The sequence below is a fragment of the Candidatus Limnocylindrales bacterium genome (assembly GCA_035571835.1).
In the GTDB taxonomy this organism is placed as follows: domain Bacteria; phylum Desulfobacterota; class Binatia; order UBA1149; family CAITLU01; genus DATNBU01.
The window spans coordinates 17,166-38,483 of the sequence record DATNBU010000010.1; the positions used below are offsets into that span (position 1 = coordinate 17,166).

The 21,318-nt window shown below is 66.6% G+C and carries 16 protein-coding genes; 12 read left to right on the top strand and 4 right to left on the bottom strand.

The annotated features are described in order from the left end of the window. Positions 1-43 precede the first annotated feature (43 nt). The 3 genes from VN634_03635 to VN634_03645 all read left to right on the top strand — a co-directional run bounded on the left by VN634_03635 (position 44) and on the right by VN634_03645 (position 4,110). The gene (locus VN634_03635; GenBank protein HXC49949.1) at positions 44-874 is read left to right on the top strand and encodes an SPOR domain-containing protein; all 831 of its coding nucleotides are present in this window, start codon (positions 44-46) and stop codon (positions 872-874) included. Positions 875-957: 83 nt separating this feature from the next. Further along, positions 958-2,970: an RCC1 domain-containing protein gene (locus VN634_03640; protein ID HXC49950.1), complete on the top strand. Its 2,013-nt coding sequence runs from the start codon at positions 958-960 to the stop codon at positions 2,968-2,970. Positions 2,971-2,982: 12 nt separating this feature from the next. Next, the gene (locus tag VN634_03645) at positions 2,983-4,110 is read left to right on the top strand and encodes a sterol desaturase family protein (GenBank protein ID HXC49951.1); all 1,128 of its coding nucleotides are present in this window, start codon (positions 2,983-2,985) and stop codon (positions 4,108-4,110) included. Here the strand turns inward: VN634_03645 and VN634_03650 are convergent. From VN634_03650 to VN634_03665, 4 genes are all read right to left on the bottom strand, one after another. Next, positions 4,091-4,948, bottom strand: a complete 858-nt coding sequence (locus VN634_03650) for a fatty acid desaturase (protein ID HXC49952.1) — start codon at positions 4,946-4,948, stop codon at positions 4,091-4,093. The genes VN634_03645 and VN634_03650 overlap by 20 nt on opposite strands. Positions 4,949-4,961: 13 nt before the next feature. Further along, a complete protein-coding gene (locus tag VN634_03655) occupies positions 4,962-6,200 on the bottom strand; it encodes an acetyl-CoA C-acetyltransferase (GenBank protein ID HXC49953.1) in 1,239 nt (412 codons plus the stop codon). A 167-nt stretch (positions 6,201-6,367) separates the two neighbouring features. Then, the gene (locus VN634_03660) at positions 6,368-6,685 is read right to left on the bottom strand and encodes an addiction module antidote protein (protein ID HXC49954.1); all 318 of its coding nucleotides are present in this window, start codon (positions 6,683-6,685) and stop codon (positions 6,368-6,370) included. 487 nt (positions 6,686-7,172) lie between these two features. Then, on the bottom strand, positions 7,173-7,589 hold the full coding sequence (locus VN634_03665) for a nitroreductase family deazaflavin-dependent oxidoreductase (protein HXC49955.1): 417 nt from the start codon (positions 7,587-7,589) through the stop codon (positions 7,173-7,175). A 182-nt stretch (positions 7,590-7,771) separates the two neighbouring features. Here VN634_03665 and trpE point away from each other — a divergent pair, with 182 nt between their 5' ends. From trpE to VN634_03710, 9 genes are all read left to right on the top strand, one after another. Then, positions 7,772-9,253, top strand: a complete 1,482-nt coding sequence (gene trpE / locus VN634_03670) for an anthranilate synthase component I (GenBank protein HXC49956.1) — start codon at positions 7,772-7,774, stop codon at positions 9,251-9,253. After that, a complete protein-coding gene (gene trpD / locus VN634_03675; GenBank protein ID HXC49957.1) occupies positions 9,250-10,302 on the top strand; it encodes an anthranilate phosphoribosyltransferase in 1,053 nt (350 codons plus the stop codon). Before trpE ends, trpD begins: the two co-directional genes overlap by 4 nt. Further along, positions 10,299-11,072: an indole-3-glycerol phosphate synthase TrpC gene (gene trpC / locus VN634_03680; protein ID HXC49958.1), complete on the top strand. Its 774-nt coding sequence runs from the start codon at positions 10,299-10,301 to the stop codon at positions 11,070-11,072. Before trpD ends, trpC begins: the two co-directional genes overlap by 4 nt. Positions 11,073-11,134: 62 nt before the next feature. Beyond that, a complete protein-coding gene (locus VN634_03685; GenBank protein HXC49959.1) occupies positions 11,135-11,767 on the top strand; it encodes a phosphoribosylanthranilate isomerase in 633 nt (210 codons plus the stop codon). A gap of 78 nt (positions 11,768-11,845) precedes the next feature. Beyond that, complete coding sequence (trpB, locus tag VN634_03690) at positions 11,846-13,051, top strand: tryptophan synthase subunit beta (GenBank protein ID HXC49960.1); 1,206 nt, start codon at positions 11,846-11,848, stop codon at positions 13,049-13,051. A gap of 44 nt (positions 13,052-13,095) precedes the next feature. Then, on the top strand, positions 13,096-13,905 hold the full coding sequence (gene trpA / locus VN634_03695) for a tryptophan synthase subunit alpha (GenBank protein ID HXC49961.1): 810 nt from the start codon (positions 13,096-13,098) through the stop codon (positions 13,903-13,905). A gap of 18 nt (positions 13,906-13,923) precedes the next feature. Then, the gene (locus VN634_03700) at positions 13,924-15,210 is read left to right on the top strand and encodes a Mur ligase family protein (GenBank protein HXC49962.1); all 1,287 of its coding nucleotides are present in this window, start codon (positions 13,924-13,926) and stop codon (positions 15,208-15,210) included. Then, positions 15,176-17,806, top strand: coding sequence for an LPS assembly protein LptD (lptD, locus tag VN634_03705; protein HXC49963.1), 2,631 nt, complete (start codon positions 15,176-15,178; stop codon positions 17,804-17,806). Before VN634_03700 ends, lptD begins: the two co-directional genes overlap by 35 nt. Then, on the top strand, positions 17,800-21,264 hold the full coding sequence (locus tag VN634_03710; protein HXC49964.1) for a carboxyl transferase domain-containing protein: 3,465 nt from the start codon (positions 17,800-17,802) through the stop codon (positions 21,262-21,264). Before lptD ends, VN634_03710 begins: the two co-directional genes overlap by 7 nt. Positions 21,265-21,318 lie beyond the last annotated feature (54 nt).

A 21,318-nucleotide genomic window follows, 5' to 3' on the forward strand; every position in this document is an offset into this window, starting at 1 on the left:
AAAGACCGGAACCGTCCGGTTTCATGAGGTGGGAGACGCGAGGATGGCAACGCGGCAGAGGCGACAGCTCCAGCTCACCGGATTCGAGATGGCGTTGATTGCGGTCAGCTTCGTGCTGACCGTAACCGCAGTGTTCTTCCTCGGGCTGTTCGTCGGCAAGAAAAACGCCAGCTACCACGCTTCCACCGAAGAACGGGTCGCCCGCATCCCGGTCGACGATTTCACGAAGTACAAACGCCCGGCGCCGATCGAGCGGCCGGAGAAGAAGCCGCCGCCGGTCGAAGAGGCATCGGCCGCATCGCCCGAGCCTGCGCATGCGTCTGCCGGCGCTGCCAAGGCGCCGATCGAAGCGCCAGCGTCTACGGCCGCAGCTCCTGCTGCCGCTCCTGCCGGGGCGCCCGTCGCAGTCGCTGCTGCACCGTCTGCCGCCGCAGCGACGCCTGCTGCTGCTTCCGCGCCCGCCGCCGTGCCGGCCTCCGCGGACGCAAAGAAGAAGTCACCGGAAGAGCTGGCCGCCGAGGCCGCTGCTGCCAAGGAAGCCGCGAAAGCGAAGGAGCTCGCGGCCGCCAAGGAAGCCAAGGAAAAGGAAAAGCAGAAGGCGAAGGAGCTAGCCGCCAAGGAAGCCGAGGCCGACACCGGCCGCGGCTACACAGTGCAGATCCTGTCGACCCGCAAGCAGGGCGAAGCCGACGCGCTCGTCTCCAAGCTGAAAGCACACGGCTACGCGGCGTACATCAAGAAAGTCAGCGAAGGCGAGGGCGCCTGGTATCGCGTGCGCGTCGGAAGCTACGGTGCGTTCGGCGAGGCGCGCGGCATGGCCGACAAGTGCCGGCGCGACCTCGGGCTCGGTCAGGCTTTCGTCAGCACCGAATAGCCCCGACTCTATTTCTGTCGCTTCTCCTGGCTTGCGAGGTCGAATAAGGGGTCACGTTCGATCGAACTGGTTTGGGGGTAGTGATGACGACCACTCGCAGGATCATTCTTGTTGTCGCGGTGATGCTCGCGTGTCGACAGGCGGACGCGGCCGCGCCGTCGTGCCTTGCGGCGAGCGTCGCGAGCGGGCCCGCTGCGATGTGTGCGCTGCGCGAGGATGGCGTCGCTTCGTGCTGGGATGACGCGGAATCCTATACGCAGATCCGTCAGCGTGCACTCGGCCAGTTCACGCAGATCTCCGTCGGATACGATCGAAGCTGCGGCCTTCGCAGGGACGGAACCGTCGCATGCTGGTACCACTACGACTTCATCCATTCGGAATCGCCGGCGCCGGCGCCCGAGGGAAGGTTCTCCATGCTCGCAGTCGAGCCGATGTGCGGTCACTACGCGGAATCCCTGTGCCTGGGCCTTCGCGACGACGGCACGCTCGTTCAGTGGGTCGCCGACGATCCCGCTGCAATCTCGAGCCCGCTCGCCGGAACCTTCGTCGAGTGGCAGGGGCCGTGCGGCCTCCGTTCCGACGGAACGGTCGAGTGCATCGACGGATGGACGGCGCCCGACGGACACTTCACGTCGCTGGGCAAGGGTGAGCTGCTATCGCGTTGCGGCATTCGCGATGACCGGGCGATCGCGTGCTGGACAAAGAATGCGAGCATCGAGTCGCCATTTCCTCCGGGCGAGTACGATGACGTTGCAATGGCGTACCAGAATGCCGGCTGCGCTCTCGAGAAAAACGGCACAGTCATCTGCCGGAACGGAGATATGGACGTTCCATTTCCGGCCGGAACTTATCGCGACATCACCACTGCACCGCTGCCGGGCTCGATGCGCATCTGTGCGCTCCGTGAAGATGGTGACCTCGTGTGCCTCGGCGGCTCGAACGTGCAGGGCGAATTCGGATTGCCGTACCAGGCTCCCGTCATCGGTTCTTTTACGCACGTCGCCGGCGGAGGCGATGCCAATCACCGCGCGTTCGGCTGCGTGCTCGACTCGGAAGGTGAAATTTCGTGTTGGGGCAACCTCGGCCAGTACGCGCCGTATCCTCCGCCCGCAGGACCGTTCGACCAGATTTCTCTCGGCACGTACTACATGTGCGGACGCAGGCCCGACCACAGTGTCGAGTGCTGGTCTTCCGTTCACACAGACCACTCGCCGCAAGGCTCATTCCGGCAGATCTCCGTAAGCTTCTTCGACTTCGCGTGCGGCGTCCGCGACGACGGAAAAGTCACCTGCTGGCGCGCCGATACAGGCGAGCAGTTGGACGGTCCCGGCGGGCAGTTCACCGAGGTTGCCGCCGGCGGCCTGTTCAGCTGCGGACTCAGGCCGAACGGCGATGCGCAGTGCTGGACGCATCCATTCACCGATGACCCGGCGAATCCCGTCGTTCCACCCGGGCCTTTCGTGCACATTGCCGGCGCGGGCAATCAGGTCGGCGGCGATACCTACGTCTGCGGCCTGCGTCCCGGCGGCGGGATCGAATGCTGGGGCGACGGACTGCTCGCTCTGCTCAATCCGCCGCATGGAGAATACCAATCGATTACGGCCGGCGCCGAGTTCGCGTGCGCGCTTCGGACAGACGGAGAAGTCGACTGCTGGGGCGCCGAGGTTTTTACCAACGCACCAAAAGGACCGTTCGTCGAGATCACCGCGGGCTACCGGCACACGTGCGCGATGAAGACCAACGGCAGCTTCGAATGCTGGGGCCACGATGCGACCGCATCGTTCTGCGCAAGCGATGCGGCGTGCGGCGACGGCGAGGCCGCGTTTCCCGAACAGTGCGACGACGGCGAGAGCAACGACGTCGGCCAGCCGTGCACGAACGATTGCGAGATCGTCCGCTGCGGCCGGCCGGTCAGCATCCGTGCGGAGAAGCCGCGCACCAGCGATGCACTGTTCGTGCTGCTCGCAGCCACCGGGGCGCACAGCTGCGCGGCGGCAGTGTGCGACGTCGACCGCAGCTCTTCGATCACCGCGAGCGATGCGCTGCGCGTGCTGCGCGCGGCGGTCGGGCTTGGCGACGAGCTCACCTGTCTATAAACTCGGACCACGATGCTCGAACAGAGGATCAGCCAGGTATTCGGCGACGAGGATCCCACCGGCTTCGGCACCGGCTGGTGGAGCGGCGTGTTGTCCGCATTCCTCGGGATGCTCGCGTTCGGCGCAGTCATCTGCCTGCACTTTCCACAGATATTGAGCTCGCCCGAGCTGCGCCCTCACTACCCGATGGCGATCATGCGGATGGTGATCCAGGGCGGCATCGTCGCGGCCATCGTTCTCGGCGTCATCTCCGCGATGCTTCGCAGGAAGAAAGTCCTCGGACTGACCGGGATGTTGTTCGCGCTCGGCGCCACGTTGCTGGGCGGCGCCAGCGTACCGATCAACGATACGCTGCACGACGGCCCGGCGATCGGTCTCGACTGGTTCCTGCTCGACCTGCTGCTGATGACGCTTATTTTCTCGCCGATCGAAGTGCTGTGGCCCGCGTATCCGAAGCAGCGCGTGTTCCGGCCGGAGTGGCTTCTCGACGTGGCATATTTCCTGTCCACGCATCTGCCGATCCGCATCACGTCGTTCCTCGTGCTGCTGCCCGCAACGCAGCTTACGAATCTGCTCGGCAATGCGCGTCTGCACGCGGCGACGGGCAGCCTGCCGTGGCTGGTACAGTTCTTCCTGGCCGTGCTGGTCGCGGATCTCGCCGAATACGGCATCCATCGCGCGCTGCACGAGTGGCCGGTTCTCTGGCGCTTCCACGCCATTCATCATTCGTCGAAGGCTCTCGACTGGATCGCCGGCTCGCGCGCGCACCTGGTCGACGACCTCATCATCCGCGGCATGATGCTGATCCCGATGATGTTCGCGTTCTCGCAGGACATCATCGTGGCCTACCTATTGTTCGTCACGATCCACGCGACGTGGGCGCACACGAACTTCGGACCGACGATCAAGTGGCTGGAACCGTGGATCATCTTCCCGCGCTTCCATCACTGGCATCACACGTCGCAGAAAGAAGGCATCGACAAGAACTATGCGATCCACTTTCCGTGGATCGACAAGCTGTTCGGCACTTACTACTACCCGGACGACCGGTGGCCGGACACGTACGGCCTCGACAACCAGCAGCTCCCCGCCGGCTTCTGGGGCCAGACGTTTTATCCGTTCAGAATTCGACGGAGGTGAGCGGCACTTCTGCCGGCACCACCCGACCTCTGTCGGTCGCCTGAACCAGGCCGAGCGCTTTCATTACCTTCACCGCCGTAAAGCCGAGGTCGTACTCCCAATCCTCGTGGCTGAGGCGCAGCAGGGCCGGGGAATGATGGTGGTTGTTCTGCAGGCACGCGCTGAACGTCGCGGTCACCGGCAGCCAGTCGCCGATGTTCATCGCGTTGTCGCGTTCGTCGTCATAGCGGCGATAGCCGAAGCGGCGATCGTGCGTCCAGTAGTTCTGGATCATGTTGATCCACAGCGCGAAGACCCGGAACACCACCCACATTGCGACGGCGAAGCGCACGTCGCCGACGAGCACGGACAACAGCCAGACGTTGAATACCTGCGAGACTACGACGAATACGGGGCTCGAGACGAGGCGGAACGACCACGACTGAAAGATCTCGTCCGTGGCCATGTTGGTCTCGCACCTGTACGGGATCAGGCACAGATAGAGCGTTCGCCAGAATCCGTCCGACGCGAGCTTGTTGGGATCGCCGGGTTGGTCGGCATGCCGGTGGTGCAAGCGATGCCGGCTGACCCACGTCGTCGGATTCACGTAGACGCCGAACGTGTTGTTCACGACCGTGATGGTCTTGATGAACCAGTCCTTGTAGTCGAGCGCGCGGTGGGCGATCCCCATGTGAATCACGCACGACAGATACACGCCCCCGACGAACCAGCAGACCACGAAATAAACCGCGCCGATCAGCAGGCCCATCCACGGGCCGAGCGCGGGCGGCGCGAAGCATATGCAGGTCAGCGCGTAGAGCGCGATCAGCCCGTAGCCGGAAGCGTTGTAGACCTTCACGAGCAGCGACCGATCAGAGGCGTTCGATGATGATCGCCGGCGCCATTCCGCCGGCGGCACACATCGTGACCAGCCCGGTCGAAAGATCGCGCCGCTCGAGCTCGTCGAGAATCGTACCGATCAGGATCGAACCGGTCGCCGCAATCGGATGGCCGAGCGCGATGGCGCCGCCGTTCACATTGCACTTTGCGGGGTCGATCTCGAGATCGCGCATGAACTTGAAGGCGACCACTGCGAACGCCTCGTTGATCTCGAAGAGGTCGATGTCGTCGAGCGTCATTCCGGCTTTGGCGAGCACCTTGCGCGCGGCCGGCACCGGCTCGTTCAGCATCAGCTCGGGGCTGCCGGCGGCGTTGGCCATCGCGACGACGCGTGCACGCGGCTTCCAGCCCTTGCCTTTGGCGTAGTCCGGCGACGACAGCAGAAGTCCCGCACTGCCGTCGACGACGCCGGACGAGTTTCCGGCGTGGTGAACGTGGTCGATTCTGATGTCAGGAAAGCTGCGGCGCACGAGATGGTCGAAGGTCTCGCCCCCCGCGTCCACGGGCTGATTCATGAAATTCGCGAACACCGCGGGAAGCTTCGCGAGGCCTTCGAGCGTGGTCTGCGGGCGCGGAAACTCCTCGTGCGCGAGGGCAAGGCTGCCGTCGTCGTTGTAGACCGGCACCACGCTGCGATCGAAATGTCCGCCTTCGATCGCGCGCTGCGCGCGGCGCTGGCTCTCGAGCGCCAGCGCATCGACGTTCTCGCGAGTGATGCCCTCGAGCGTCGCGATGACGTCCGCGCAGACGCCCTGGTGCGGCTGCGGATGCAGGTCGCGCAGGTGAAGATTGCCGGCGTCGAGAAGGCCCGGCGGCAGGGTTGCGGTAAACGACATCATCTCGACGCCGCCGGCGACGACGACGTCTTCCATTCCGGACATCAGGCTGGCGGCCGCGAGATTGACGGCGGTGATACCCGAGCCGCAGAAGCGGTCGAGCGTCACCGCGCTCGCGCGCGTGTCCCATCCTGCGTCGAGGACCGACATGCGTCCGACGCAGGCACCCTGGCGGCCGACCTGCGTGCTGCAGCCCCAGATCACGTCATCGACTTCCGCCGTGTCGAGGCCGTTGCGCTCGGCAAGCGCGCTGAGCACCGTCGCGCTGAGCCGCTGCGGATGAAGGTGCGACAGCGCGCCTTTGCCCTGCTTGCCGATTCCGCGCGGAGTGCGAACCGCATCGATGATCCATGCTTCGTTGGCTTGCTTCGACATCGTATCCTCCAAGCTGCGGCAACGGCCGGCGCGCGTCGCTTCTAGCCGCAGCGGCAGAAGCAGTCCAAACGCAAGCAGGGCCCCGCTGACCGCCGGATCCGGCAACGGCGTGCTCGCAGCAGCTGCTCGCGGCGGCTGCCTGCAGGGATCCCATCGGTCGCGTTCAACTACGCGACCGTGGCATGGAGCTGCATTCCGAGTGCCTTCGTGACCCTCAGGATCGTATCGAGACTTGGATTCCCGTCACCGCTGAGCGCTTTGTATAGACTCTCGCGGCTCAGACCCGTCTTGCGCGCAACCTGCGTCATGCCTTTGGCTCGCGCGATATCACCGATGGCGCGTGCGATTCCCGCAACGTCATCCGGTGCTTCGACGAGCCACGCATCGAGATAAGCCGCCATCTCTTTCGGCGTTCGGAGCTGCCGCGCAACATCGTATGCTGTCGTGCGGGTTTTCGACGCCCCCTTCTTCGATATCTTTGACACGATCACTTCTCCAAATTGCGGGCCAGCTCGATTGCCGTTTCGATATCATTCGCCTGCGACGACTTGTCGCCGCCGGCCAGCAGGACGATGCGCGTTTCGTGTAGTACACGCGGTAGCCTGGTCCGACATCGATCTTCAATTCGAACACTCCTTCTCGCGGGCACCGACTGGAACCAGGATTGCCGTGGACCAATCGATCGACTCGCACCTGTATTCGTGCACGGGTCGAGCGGTCACGAAGGCCATCGATCCAGGCAAGATAGATATCCGTGATCTGGACACGCACGACAGCGTATCCTATGGGCTACACAGGTCAATGCCCGCGCCTCCCAGCGGGGCCAAAGTCGCCTGCGGCAACCGTAGTGCCGCGGCGCGTTCTGAAGAGTGAAGATGGACCAGCTCGTGCACGCCGGATCGTTCCGATGCGCAGACCTACGCGCAATGCCATCGCCGGCATAAACGCGAGTTGCAAGAGTTGGTTACCGCGTCAGATGACTCGGCTTAGCGCGACAACCGGAATTACGCGGCTCGTCTTCTGCTTGTACTCGGCGAACTGCGGCATGATCGACGCCTGCTTATCGTACAGGCGCGTGCGTTCGGCCTCGCCCACGACTTCCGCGCGGACCTTGACCTTCTCGCTGCCGACCTCGATCTCGGTTTCGGGATTCGCGACGAGGTTGTGGAACCAGTCCGGGTTCGTCGCCGCTCCAGCCTTCGAAGCGATGATCACCCAGCGGTCGCCGTCGGCCAGGTAGACGAGCGGCGTCGTGTACGACTTGCCCGACTTCGCGCCCCTCGAGTGCAGCAGCAGCATCGGGGCGCCGGTGAACATGCCGCCGACCTTGCCGCCGTTTGCCCGGAACTCGTCGATGATCTTCGCGTTGAACTCGTTCATGGTCGTCATGGGTCTTCCTCCGTTTCGGTGGCTCGCATCCACAACGTTCCGACGCCGCAGTCAACGGTGCCGCGGAAATCGGGCGGTTTTCGCGCAATCCGGGGACGGCCGCGACCGGGCCATTCGTGGCGGGCCGCGTCAGGACCGCCGGCACTTTTCCCCCCGCATCCCCCTTCGGCTAAACAGGCCGGATGTCGCTTGTCCCTGACCTCGAAGGCTTCCGCCGTCTGGCGGCGGAGGCGAACACGATCCCCGTCTATCGGGAGATCGCGGCCGATCTCGATACGCCGGTGTCGGCTTTCCTCAAGCTGCACCGGGGCGGGCAGGGCTTCCTGCTCGAGAGCGTCGAGGGCGGCGACCGCTGGGGACGCTACAGCATTCTCGGCAGCGACCCGCTGATGACTCTTCGCGCGAAGGACGGCGTGATGACGGTCTCGCGCAGGAACGGCGCAGTCGAAACCATCGACGGCGATCCGGTCGATGCGCTGCGCAAGGTGCTCGCACCGTTCCGGCCCGCGCACGTGCCGGGACTGTCGCGCTTCGCGGGCGGATTCGTCGGGTACCTGTCGTACGATCTCGTGCGCACCGTTGAACGGCTTCCCGACGGTAACGTCGACGATCTCGGCGTGGCCGACGTTGCCGGGCTGATCGCCGACAATTTCGTGCTGTTCGACAACGTCACGCACACGATGAAGGTCGTCTCGCTCGCGGTGCTGGCCGACCACGGCAGTGTCGACGATGCGTACGCGAGCGCGTCGTATTCGGTCGAGCGCACCGTCGAGCGTCTGCGCACGTCGCGCGTTCCGCTTCCGACGCCGAGCCGGCACGAGCCGGTGACGCCGGTCTCCAACTGCACCACGAAAGAATACGAGACGTCGGTCGAACGCTCGCTCGAGTACATCGCCGCGGGCGACATCTTCCAGGTCGTCGTCTCGCAGCGCCTCGAGGCGCCGCTGGCGACGCATCCGTTCTCGATCTACCGCGCGCTGCGCACCATCAATCCGTCACCGTACCTGTTCTACCTCGACCTTGGCGCGGAGGTGGCGGTGGGGTCGTCTCCCGAGGTCATGGTTCGGGTCGAGAACCGGCGCATCACCGTGCGCCCGATTGCCGGCACGATCCGCCGCGGCGCGACGCCCGAGGAAGACGAGGCGCTGGTCGCGAGCATGCTGGCCGATCCCAAGGAGCAGGCCGAGCACATCATGCTGGTCGACCTCGGCCGCAACGACGTCGGCAGGGTCGCCGAGATCGGCTCGGTCTCGGTCGACGAGCGCATGGTGATCGAGCGCTACTCGCACGTGCACCACATCGTCTCGCTGGTCTCCGGACGGCTTCGCGACGGCATGGACTGCCTCGACGCGTTCCGCGCGACGTTCCCGGCCGGAACGCTCAGCGGCGCTCCGAAGGTGCGTGCCATGCAGATCATCGACGAGGTCGAAAAGACCCGGCGCGGGCTTTACGGCGGCGCCGTCGGCTACGTGGATTTCTTTGGTAATCTCGATACCTGCATCGCGATCCGCACCGTATTGGTGAAGAACGAGAAGACCTACGTCCAGGTCGGTGCCGGGATCGTCGCCGACTCCGTCCCGGAGCGCGAGCAGACCGAGTGCGGCGAGAAGTGCGGGGCGATGATGGCCGCCCTCGCGCATGCGGCCGAGATCGAGCGGTCATGAAAGGGGCGCTGGCCGCACTGGTCTCCGGCAAGGACCTGACGTCCGCCGAGATGACCGATGCGATGACGAAGATCATGGACGGCGTGGCGACGCCGGCCCAGATCGGAGCGTTTCTTGCCGGGCTTCGGGCCAAGGGCGAGACGGTCGACGAGCTCGTGGCCGCGGTCAGCGTGCTTCGCGAGCGGGCGGTCACGCTTCCGGCCGGCGGAGACGTCATCGACACGTGCGGCACCGGAGGCGACGGCCTCGGGACGTTCAACGTCTCGACGGCAGCGGCATTCGTCGCTGCCGCGGCCGGCGCAAAGGTCGCCAAGCACGGCAACCGCGCGGCGTCGGGAAAAGTCGGCGCCGCCGACGTGCTCGAAGCCGCCGGCGCAGTCGTCGATCTCGGTCCGGACGCGGCGAGGCGATGCCTCGACACGTGCGGCATCACGTTCCTGTTTGCACCGACGTACCATCCCGCAGTCCGTCATGTTGCAGCGGTACGCCGCGAGCTCGGCTTCCGCACGATGTTCAACCTGACCGGGCCGCTGTCGAATCCGGCCGGAGCGCGCCGGCAGGTGATCGGCCTGTACTCGCGCGAGTGGCTGGTGACGGTTGCCGAGGTGCTCCGCCGTCTCGGCAGTGAGCACGTGCTCGTCGTGCACGGCGGCGACGGCAGCGACGAGATCACGCCGGCAGGCGAGACATCCGTCGTCGAGCTCCACGGCGGCGAGATCCGCTCCTATCAGGTCTCGCCGGAAGACTTCGCGATGCGTCGCTGCTCGCCGGCGGATCTTGCCGGCGGCGATGCGGCCGAGAACGCGCGGCTGCTGCGCGCAGTGCTCGGCGGAGTAAGCGGGCCGCAGTCGGATGCCGCCGCGCTCAACGCCGGAGCGGCAATCTTCGTTGCCGGCATTTCGAAATCGCTCGCCGGCGGCGTTGCGCGTTCGCGCGAAATCCTCGCGAGCGGCGAGGCGGTGCAGGTGCTCGATGCGTTCGTCGCATGCTCGCAGCGAATCGCAAGCTCAGCGGCTGAGCCTGAAGCCGAAGCGGAAGTGACGCCGTGATTCTCGATCGCATCCTCGACAGCAAGCGGAAGGAAGTTGCCGCCGCCAAATCCGCTACGAGCGAGCGCGCGCTTCGCGAGCGGCCGCTGTATGCCGAAGGCCGCCGCGGGTTTCTCGACCAGGTGCAGGTCGGTGGCCGCACGATCATTGCCGAAATCAAGAAGGCCTCGCCGTCGAAGGGGCTGATCCGCGCCGACTTCAATCCGGCGGTGCATGCGCACCAGTACGAGCAGGCCGGCGCCCGCTGCATTTCGGTGCTGACCGACCGGCCGTTCTTCCAGGGGTGCCTCGCTGATCTCGAGGCGGTGCGCGCGGCGTCGACGATCCCGCTGCTGCGCAAGGACTTCATCCTCGACCCGTATCAGCTGACCGAGGCGCGCGCGTCGGGTGCCGACTGCGTGCTGCTGATCGTCGCCGCGCTCGGCGACGCACAGATCCGCGAGCTGGCGTCGGCGGCGGGCGAGCAGGGCCTCGACGTGCTCGTCGAAGTTCACGATGAAAGCGAATTCGAGCGCGCGATCGCAACCGGCGCGAGATTCATCGGCGTCAACAACCGCAACCTTCACACGTTCGAGACCTCGCTCGATACCACGCGCCGCCTGGCCGCGATCTGCCCCGACGACGTGACGCTGGTGTCGGAGAGCGGATTTCATTCGGCTGCCGAGCTGGCCGGCATGGAAGCGATCGGAGTCGATGCGTTCCTCATCGGCGAGTCGCTGATGAAGCAGGGCGATCCCGGCGCCGCGCTTCACGCGCTGGTTACGGGATAGCGGGCTGGCTGGATAGCGGTTGGCTCGGCCGGCGGCAAACGGAAATACGAGGAAGCGGCGACATGCCAACCTGGGTCAAGATCTGCGGCGTCACGCGGCCCGAGGATGCCAGGGCGGCGTTCGATGCCGGCGCCGATGCGATCGGCATCAACTTCTGGACCGGAAGCCGTCGCTGCTGCAGGCTGGAAGCTGCGCGCGAAATCGTCTCGGTGCTGCGGCCCGGCGAGCTCGCGTTCGGCGTGTTCGTTCGCGCGCCGCGCGACGAAGTGCGGCGCATCGTCGACGAGGTGAGCCTCGGCGGAGTGCAGTTCCACGGCGGCGAGAGCACCGATGATGTGGCCGGCTGGAACGTTCCGACCATCCGTGCGGTTGCCGTCTCCGACCGTCTGGCGGCCGAAGCGGCGCTTGCGATGCGCGATCGCTTCCTCGAGTCGCGCGGCGCCGGTTATCGCCTGCTCGTCGATCACGGAAGCGGCGGCGGAAGCGGCCTCGCGATCGACGACGAGATGCTCGACGGGCTCGATCTTGCCGATGCCATCCTTGCCGGCGGGCTGACTCCACGAAACGTCGCTGATAGGGTCGCGCGCTTTCGGCCGTTCGGCGTCGATACCGCAGGCGGAGTCGAGTCGGCGCCCGGCATCAAGGATGCGAACGCGATCGCGGAGTTTATCCGCGAGGCCCGGCGCGAGCAGTAACCTCGGGGACATGCACCGGATCCGAAAACCGGTGCCGGTCCCGGCCTTGGGTGAAGGCGGATTGGAGTAATAGAGGCCATGCAACCAGCAGCGACGAAACTTCCCGACGCACGCGGCAAGTTCGGCGAGTTCGGCGGACGTTACGTTCCCGAAACGCTGATGCCGGCTCTGCTCGAGCTCGAAGAGGCCTACGCGCGCTGGAGCGTCGACCCGGGCTTTCAGCAGGAGCTCGCGGCGCTGAACACCGGCTATACCGGACGTCCGACGCTGCTGTATCACGCCGCCCGGCTGTCGGATCAGCTCGGCGGCGCCGAAATCTGGCTCAAGCGCGAAGACCTCTGCCATACCGGCGCGCACAAGATCAACAACGGCCTCGGCCAGGGTCTTCTCGCCAAACGCATGGGCAAGACGCGCATCATTGCCGAGACCGGCGCCGGCCAGCACGGCGTCGCGACGGCGACGGTCTGCGCGCTGTTCGGAATCCACTGCGAAGTCTTCATGGGCGAGGAGGACATCCAGCGGCAGGCGCTCAACGTCTTCCGCATGCGGCTTCTCGGTGCGACCGTGCGGCCGGTCGCCAGCGGCAGCCGCACGCTCAAGGACTCGATCAACGAAGCGATGCGCGACTGGGTCACCAACGTCGCCAACACCTACTACCTCGTCGGATCGACGATGGGCCCGCATCCGTATCCGCAGATGGTGCGCGACTTCCAGTCGGTCATCGGCCGCGAAGCGCGCGAGCAGATGCTGACGGCGCGCGGACGGCTTCCCGACGTGCTCGTCGCGTGCGTCGGCGGCGGCAGCAATGCGATGGGACTGTTCTACCCGTTCGTCGGCGACAAGGACGTCCGGATCGTCGGCGTCGAGGCGGCGGGCCGCGGGCTCGATGCCGGCGCACATTCGGCGTCGATCACCAGAGGCAGCATCGGCGTGCTGCACGGCAAGAAGACGTTCCTGCTCCAGGACGAGCTCGGCCAGATCCTGCCGGCGCATTCGATCGCCCCCGGCCTCGACTATCCCGGAGTCGGACCGGAACATGCCTGGCTTCACGACACCGGCCGCGGAAGCTACGACGCGGTCGGCGATCAGGAATGCATCGAAGCGCTGCAGCTCCTTGCGCGCACCGAAGGCATCATCTGCGCGCTCGAAAGCGCGCATGCAGTTGCGTGGGCGATCGCCGAGGCACCGAAGATGAAAAAGAGCGAGATCATCCTCGTGAACCTGTCCGGTCGCGGCGACAAGGACATGCCGGCGGTTGCCGACTATCTCGGGCAGAAGCTCTGATCCGGGCACGCATCGCCGTACAACCAGGATCCGGGGAACAAGACGTGTCCAGACGCCTCAACGAAAAACTCGCTGCGCTTCGCGCCGACGGCCGTGCCGGCCTCGTGCCGTTCTTCTCGATCGGTGATCCTGATCTCGAGACCAGTCGCGACGCCGTGCTCGCCGCCTGCGAAGCCGGCGCCGACGTCATCGAGATCGGCGTGCCGTTCTCGGATCCGATCGCCGACGGCGTCGTCGTGCAGGAGTCGAGCCAGCGCGCGCTCGCTGCCGGTTCGTCGCTGCCGCGCGTGCTCGAGATCGTCGCATGGCTGCGCGCACGCACCGACGTGCCGATGGTGCTGTTCGGCTACTACAATCCGTTCCTTCACTACGGCGAAGAGACGTTTGCGCGCGACGCGGCGGCGGCGGGCGCCGACGCGGTGCTGTGCATCGATCTTCCTCCCGAGGAAGCCGCCGGCATGGTCGCCGCGTGCCGCAGGAACGGCCTCGCCAACATCTTTCTGCTTGCACCGACGAGCAACGACGAGCGCATGCGCGCAGTCGCCGAAGTTGCCAGCGGCTTCATCTACATGGTTTCGGTGACGGGCGTGACCGGCGCGCGGTCTTCGGCGCCGGCGGGAATCGAAACGCTCGTCGCCAAAGCGCGCGAGGCGACCGGGCTTCCGATCGGCGTCGGATTCGGCATCTCCTCGGCGGCCCAGGCAGCCGACGTTGCGCGCTACGCCGAGCTCGTCGTCGTCGGCTCCGCGCTGGTGCGCCGCATGTTCGATGCGGGGCGCTCCGGCGCCGTCGGTGCGGCTCGCGAGTTCGTCGCCGAGCTTCGCGCCGGCATCGACGCCGTGTCCCGCAACTAGGGCGGCGCGGGCGAACCGGTGCCCCGCACATACAAGGACACGCTGGCGTCCCTTTACGCTCTCGAAGCGAAGAAGGGCATGGACTTCCGGCTTTCGCGTCTCGATCCGGTGCTCGACGCGCTCGATCATCCGGAGCGTGCGTTTCGCGCCGTGCACATCGCGGGCACCAACGGAAAGGGCTCGACGGCGGCGATGATCGAGTCGGCGCTGCGGGCCGGTGGCTATCGCACGGGCCTTTACACGTCACCGCACCTGGTGTCGTTTCGTGAACGCACGCGCATCGGCGGCGTGCCGATTTACGAAGACTCCGTCGTACGCCACACCGAAACGATCGTGGGCGCAGCGTCGCGCGCCGGCGCCGAGCTGACGTTCTTCGAGATCGCGACGCTCGCGGCGTTCCTCGAAATGCGTGAGCGCCGCGTCGAGATCGGCGTCATCGAAGCCGGCCTCGGCGGGCGCCTCGACGTGACCAACGTGGTGCACGGCGACGTGGCCGTGCTGACGTCGATCGGGATCGACCATGTGGAGTTTCTCGGCGACACGATCGCCGGCATCGCGGCTGAGAAAGCCGCGATCATCAAGCACGGCGCGACCGCCGTGACCGGTGCCATGGACGAAATTGCCGATGCGGTCGTTGCCGCGCGCGTGGCGGAAGTCGGTGCGATGCGGCTGGCATGGGGCCGCGACTTCGGTCCGTTCGAGCCGCTGGTGGCGGCGCAGCGCGGCGCCGCCGCGAGCGATTCCGGTACGCACGTGCTGGCCGGAGCGCATCAGGCGCACAACGCGGCGCTGGCTGCTGCGGCGGTCTCGGCGCTCGCGCGTGAATTTCCCGTGGCACCCGGTACGCGCGACGCAGCCATCGTCAGTGCCCGCTGGCCGGGGCGGCTCGAAGTGCTCGCGCGCCGCCGCGGCAGCGGCCCGGTCGTGCTCGATGCCGCTCACAATCCTCAGGCCGTCGCGACGCTGGCGGCGTCGCTCGATGCGGTGGCTCCGTCCCGCCCGCGCGTCCTCGTGTTCGCCGCGATGGCCGACAAGGACTGGCGCGAGATGCTCCGGATGCTGGTACCGGCGTTCGACAAGGTCATCGTGACCGCTCTTCCGATGGCGCGTGCCGAGCGGCCGGAGAGCTTTCTTGCGAGCGCTCCCGGTGCCGTCGTCGCATCGGATCCGGCCGAAGCCCTCGAACGCGCCGAGCGCGAAGCGGCTGCGCACGGAAGCATCGTCGTGACCGGTTCCATCTTTCTTCTCGGGAACCTATACAGAGCGGCCGGTGGAAAACTTCTCGAAGAAGACCTCGCCGACTGATGCTTCCACACGACGGACGCTGACGCGCCGGCGGGCGATCGCGTGCTCGCTCGCCATCTGCCCGCTGATGCTCATTTCCGTGAGCCACGCCGGCGTCGAGACCGGCGGGGCGGGTGCTTCTCCGACGATCCAGAGTGCCACGCCGTCGACGTCCGGCGCGATCCCGGGAGCGACGCCGGCGCCGAGCGATGCGAAGCCGGCCGCGGAGGATGCGACTCCCGCAGCTCCGGCCGTCCACGGTAACGAGCCCGCCGCAGCGCCCGCGGCAACGACGCCGGCCGCAGGTGCCGGCACGCCGGCGAAGAGCCCGATCACGGTCGAAGCCGACTCCCTTGAAGTCGAGAAAGAGGGCGGCAAAGCGCACGCGAGCGGCAACGTGGTGGTCGAATGGGATACCTCCAGGCTGCGCGCGAACGACGTCCGCGTGAACCAGCGCGAGCGCGAGGTCGAGGCCACCGGCGACGTCGTCTACGAGTCCGACGAGTACCGGGCCACCGCGAAGAGCGCGAAGCTCGACGTCGACGAGGAAACCGGCCGGCTCGACGAGGTCGACGTCCACTTCACCGACGATCCCGGCCGCTTCGGCGGCTCGAAGGTAAAGAAGCTCGAAGGCCGTCACGTCGTCGTGCAGAACGGCTACTACACGACGTGCGATACCGATCTCGGCCATCCGCCGGACTGGGAGCTGCGCGGCAAGCACCTCGACGTACGCTTCGACGACTACGCACGCATGCGGAATCCGCACCTGGAGATCCGCGGCGTGCCGGTGCTGTACCTGCCGTACCTGATCTTTCCGACCAAGGAGACGCGCCAGTCGGGGCTGCTGCCGTTTTCGGTCGGCACGTCGACCAATCGCGGCTTCGTCTTCGATCTTCCGGCCTACTGGGCGATCGACAAGCACCAGGACCTGACGATGACCGCGGCGGTCGAAACCTCGGCGCGGCTCGGAGTCGACGGCATGTATCGCTACGCTCCGTCGCGCAAGCGCTGGGGCGAGCTGCGTGCGTCGTATTACAACGAGGCGATCCGCGGCGATCCGAAGGCCGGTTCGCCGGCGGTCGGCGTGCCGGAAAACCGCGGCTCGGTCGAGCTCGTTCATCGCGAGTATCTTTCGAAGTGGACCGGCTACGCCGACGTGATGTGGGTCGGCGACCAGCGCTTCCTGCGCGAGATCAACGTGATCGACAGCGATGCACCGTCGCGCGACGTGCGCCGCACGCTGCGCTACACGTCGTCGCGGATCGGAGCGTTCACGTCGCGCGGCTTCACGGCGGGCGGCGTCGAGACGGCCGAATACCAGGACCTGGTCGGCTTCACCGTCGAGGACGCCCGGCACCACGCCGTCGGCGATGGACACGGGCGCGACTCGTCGTCCGATCCGGTGCGGCGCGACACGGTGCAGAAACCGCTCAATGCGTGGCTGCAGACCGATCGCAACTTCGGCCCGGTCGCATTCGCGTTCGACTCGAGCGCCGCCGCGTTCGTGCGCGACAAGGGCGCGAGCGGAGAGCGCGTCGACTTCGTCTCGACGATGGCGCTTCCTCTGCTGACCGACGGTCCGGTATGGGCCAAGGCGTGGGCCAACGGGCGCGGCACCGCCTACGCGATGACGACGCGTACGGTTCTGTCACCGGACGAGACTCCGGAAGATCGTCTCGATCCGTTTCCGACGCGCGGCATCCTGTCGGGCGGCGTCGATACCCGCACCAAGCTCGCGCGCGAATACGCGTTTACGGATTCGTCGCGCTGGTCGGGCCTCTACCATTCGCTCGAGCCGTTCGTCGGGATGCGCTACGTGGCGCTCGGAAAATACGACGACATTCCGCTGTTCGACCGGCTCGACGCGATCGACGGACGCGACGTCGTCACGTACGGCGTCGATTCGCGATTCCTTCTGAAATACCTGCCGGGCACCGGCAAGGCGGGCCATGCTCCGTTCGAGTTCGGCCGGCTGTCGCTGTCCCAGACGTACAACCTCGGCCAGCAGGTCGTGAACTACGAGCACAACGAGAACGTGGTCGGCGAGCATTTCTCCGACATCGACCTGGCTGCGTTCGTACAGCCGTTTCACGGCTTCGCCGTGCGCACGCTGACCTCGTACAACGTGGGGGCGTCCGAGGTCCGCGGCGCGAACGCATCGATCTCGTGGGAAACCGGGCCGATCGGTCCGTTCCTGCGCGGCAAGAATTCGCAGATCGCCGCAGCCTACCGGTACGTGCGCAGCGATACCTCCGAAAACAACGTGCTGCAGTCGACCGAGATGCTCGCCCGCCTGGCGTTCACGAAGAATTTCGCGCTCGGGCTCAAGGGCCTCTACGACATCGCCGGCAACAAGTTCGTCGAAGAGGCGGTCGGCGTCACGTTCACGTCGTCGTGCGACTGCTGGTCGGTCGGGCTCGGTGTCGTCGACCGCGTCAATCCGGGAGCCTCGGGCCTGACCGGGCCGGGCGACAGGAATCCGAACGAGCTACAGGTACGTCTGGCGTTCGAGCTCAAGGGCCTCGGCGGGTTCGGAAGCGGCGTCACGCAGCGCAACTCGCCGGCGCTCGACAGCATCGAGTACGACGACATCGGCTTCTGGAGAGCCGGATGGTAAAGCGCGTCCTGGTCGCCAATCGCGGCGAGATCGCGGTTCGCATCCTGCGCGCAGCGTCCGAACACGGATGCGAGACCGTCGCGGTGTACTCGGCCGACGACGCGCGCTGCCTGCACGTCGCACGTGCCGACCGCGCGATCGCGCTCGGCGCCGCCGGCCCGAAAGCGTACCTCGACATCGAACGCATCGTGGCCGTCGCGCGCGAAGCTTCGTGCGACGCCGTGCATCCGGGCTATGGGTTCCTCAGCGAGAACGCGGCGCTCGCGATGCAGCTCGCCGACGCCGACATCGCGTTCATCGGACCGACGCCCGCGCAGCTCGCGCTGTTCGGCGACAAGGCGCGCGCCCGCCAGCTCGCGGAAGAGCAGGGCGTCCCGGTGATCCGCGGAATCTCGCACGCGGTCGGCGACGACGAAGCGCGTGAGTTCTTCGCCGCGCTGCCGTCGGGCGACTCGATGCTCGTCAAGGCCGTATCGGGCGGCGGCGGTCGCGGAATGCGAATCGTCCGCAGCACGGACGAGCTTGCCGACGCGCTCGCGCGCTGCCGGTCCGAAGCCCGATCCGCGTTCGGAAGCGGCGACGTCTACGTCGAGCGCCTGATCCCGCGTGCGCGGCATATCGAAGTGCAGGTCGCCGGCGACGGCCGTTCGGTGGTCGCGCTCGGCGACCGCGAATGCAGCCTGCAGCGCCGCCATCAGAAGCTCGTCGAGGCCGCGCCGAGCCCGAACCTTGCGCCGCGTCTCCGCGAGCGCCTGTTCGAGGCGTCCATACGGATGGCCGAGGCGTGTCACTACCGAAGTCTCGCGACGCTCGAGTTCCTCGTCGCGGCGGACGGAGGCACGGACGCGGAATGGTACTTCATCGAAGCCAACGCGCGCCTTCAGGTCGAGCATACGGTGACCGAAGCGGTGACGGGCCTCGACCTCGTGCGAATGCAGCTCGCGATCGCCGACGGCAAAAAGCTCGAGGATCTCGGTCTGGCGGCCGGGCAGGTGCCGCCGTCGCGCGGCAGCGCGCTTCAGCTTCGCATCAACATGGAGAGGATCGATGCCGACGGCTCGGTTCGGCCGGGCGGCGGAACGCTCGAGGTATTCGAGCCGGCCAGCGGTGCGGGCGTGCGCGTCGATACGTTCGGCTACGCCGGCTATACGACGTCGCCGTCATTCGACTCGCTGCTCGCGAAACTCATCGTGCACGTCGATTCGGCAGATTTCGCGTCGCTGGTTGCCGCGGCTCGCCGGCGGCTGTGCGAGTTTCGCATCGAGGGCGTTCCGACCAACGCGGGGTTTCTGCGGGCTCTTCTGTCGCAGCCGGATGTGATCGCCGGTCGCATGACGACGAGGTTCGTCGACGATCACGTTGCGGCGATCGTCGCTGCCGAAGCGTCGCTTCCGGGAGCGCTGTGGTTTGACGGTCGCGGGGCCGGGTTTTCCGCGGAGACTCAACCGTCGGCGAAGACTTCGACCGTCGGAGCGCGCGTGGACGCGCTCGATCCGCTCGCCGTGGTCCACCACGGAAAGGCGCAGGCGCCGCGCGCTGGAGCTGCGCCGGATAAATCGGGGACAGACACCGATTTCCGGAAATCGGTGTCTGTCCCCGATTTCGCGTCGGGCGGCGTCGACGGACCCGACGGTACGGTCGCCGTTCGCGCACCGATTCTCGGCACGATCCTTCAGGTTTCGGTCTCGGCCGGCGACCGGGTCGCCGCCGGCAGCGAGCTGCTGGTGATGGAAGCGATGAAGATGGAGCACGTCGTCACCGCGCCCGTTTCCGGCATCTGCCGCCTCGTCACCGTCGCTGCCGGCGACACGGTGTTCGAAACGCATCCGCTCGTGTTCCTCGAGGAGGCGCACGTCGAGGCAGACGCCGGCGATGCCGACGCGGAAGTCGATCCCGCGCACATCCGGCCGGATCTCGCCGAAGTGCAGGCGCGGCATCGGTTCGGCGCCGACGACGCGCGCCCCGAAGCCGTCGCAAAGCGGCGCGCGAGCGGCCAGAGAACCGCGCGCGAGAACGTCGACGACCTTTGCGATCCGGGATCGTTTGCCGAGTTCGGCTCGCTCGTGATCGCTGCGCAGCGCCGCCGCCGCGGTCTCGACGATCTGATCCGCCGCACGCCCGGCGACGGGATGATCTGCGGCCTTGCCAGCATCAACGGCGACCGCTTCGCCGCGGACAAGTCGCGCGCCGTCGTAATGTCGTACGACTACACGGTGCTCGCCGGCACGCAGGGGCTGCAGAACCACCGCAAGAAAGACCGCATGTTCGAGATCGCCTACGACCAGCGTCTTCCGGTCGTGATCCTGACCGAAGGCGGGGGAGGGCGCCCGGGAGACACCGACGGTTCGGGCGTCGCCGGTCTCGATTGCCGCGCGTTTCAGTTCTTCGGACGGCTATCGGGTCTCGTGCCGCTCGTCGGTGTCAACTCCGGCCGCTGCTTTGCCGGCAACGCGGCGCTGCTCGGCTGCTGCGACGTGGTGATCGCAACCGCCAACTCGAGCATCGGCATGGGCGGTCCCGCGATGATCGAAGGCGGCGGGCTCGGCGTGTTTCATCCGGACGAAGTCGGTCCGATGGCGGTGCAGACGCGCAACGGCGTCGTCGACATCGCAGTGGCGGATGAAGCCGAAGCGATCGCGACGGCCAAGCAGTATCTGTCGTACTTCCAGGGGCCGGCGACCGAGTGGAAGGCCGCCGATCAGCGCCTGCTGCGAAGCGCGATCCCCGAGAACCGGCTTCGCATCTACGACGTGCGCCGCGTGATCTCTACGCTCGTCGACGAAGGCTCGCTGCTCGAGCTTCGGCGCGACTTCGGCACGGGAATGGTCACGGCGCTCGCGCGCATCGAAGGCCGTCCGATCGGGGTGCTCGCCAACAATCCGGCGCATCTTGCCGGAGCGATCGATCCGGATGGTGCCGACAAGGCCGCGCGCTTCATGCAGCTCTGCGACGCGCACGATCTGCCGATGCTGTCGCTGTGCGACACGCCGGGCATCATGGTCGGGCCCGAGATCGAAGCGCGTGCGATGGTGCGACACGCGTCGCGCATGTTCGTGGTCGGCGCGAGCCTTACGGTGCCGTTCTTCACGATCGTGCTGCGCAAAGGCTACGGGCTCGGCGCGCAGGCGATGGCCGGGGGCAGCTTCCACGCGCCGATGTTCACCGTCGCATGGCCGACCGGCGAGTTCGGCGGCATGGGCCTCGAAGGCGCCGTAAAGCTGGGCTTTCAGAAAGAGCTCGCCGCCGTCGAGGATCCGGCCGCGCGCCGCGAGCTGTTCGAGTCGATGGTCGCGCATGCGTACGAGATCGGAAAAGGCGTCAGCATGGCGTCGTACTTCGAAATCGACGACGTGATCGATCCGGCCGAATCGCGCCGCTGGATCATGACGGCACTGCGCTCGGCTCCGCCGGTTCTGCCGCGCAGCGGGAAGAAGCGGCCGTGCATCGATGCCTGGTAGATAGAACCGGCGTTCCCCGGTGCGCGAATTCGTGTCGCCGACCTCTTCCGCGGC

Coding starts and splice junctions, on each gene's coding strand:
- VN634_03635 (HXC49949.1), top strand. CDS start 44: ATGGCAACGCGGCAGAGGCGACAGCTCCAGCTCACCGGATTCGAGATG.
- VN634_03640 (HXC49950.1), top strand. CDS start 958: ATGACGACCACTCGCAGGATCATTCTTGTTGTCGCGGTGATGCTCGCG.
- VN634_03645 (HXC49951.1), top strand. CDS start 2,983: ATGCTCGAACAGAGGATCAGCCAGGTATTCGGCGACGAGGATCCCACC.
- VN634_03655 (HXC49953.1), bottom strand. CDS start 6,200: ATGTCGAAGCAAGCCAACGAAGCATGGATCATCGATGCGGTTCGCACT.
- VN634_03665 (HXC49955.1), bottom strand. CDS start 7,589: ATGACGACCATGAACGAGTTCAACGCGAAGATCATCGACGAGTTCCGG.
- trpE (HXC49956.1), top strand. CDS start 7,772: ATGTCGCTTGTCCCTGACCTCGAAGGCTTCCGCCGTCTGGCGGCGGAG.
- trpD (HXC49957.1), top strand. CDS start 9,250: ATGAAAGGGGCGCTGGCCGCACTGGTCTCCGGCAAGGACCTGACGTCC.
- VN634_03685 (HXC49959.1), top strand. CDS start 11,135: ATGCCAACCTGGGTCAAGATCTGCGGCGTCACGCGGCCCGAGGATGCC.
- trpB (HXC49960.1), top strand. CDS start 11,846: ATGCAACCAGCAGCGACGAAACTTCCCGACGCACGCGGCAAGTTCGGC.
- VN634_03710 (HXC49964.1), top strand. CDS start 17,800: ATGGTAAAGCGCGTCCTGGTCGCCAATCGCGGCGAGATCGCGGTTCGC.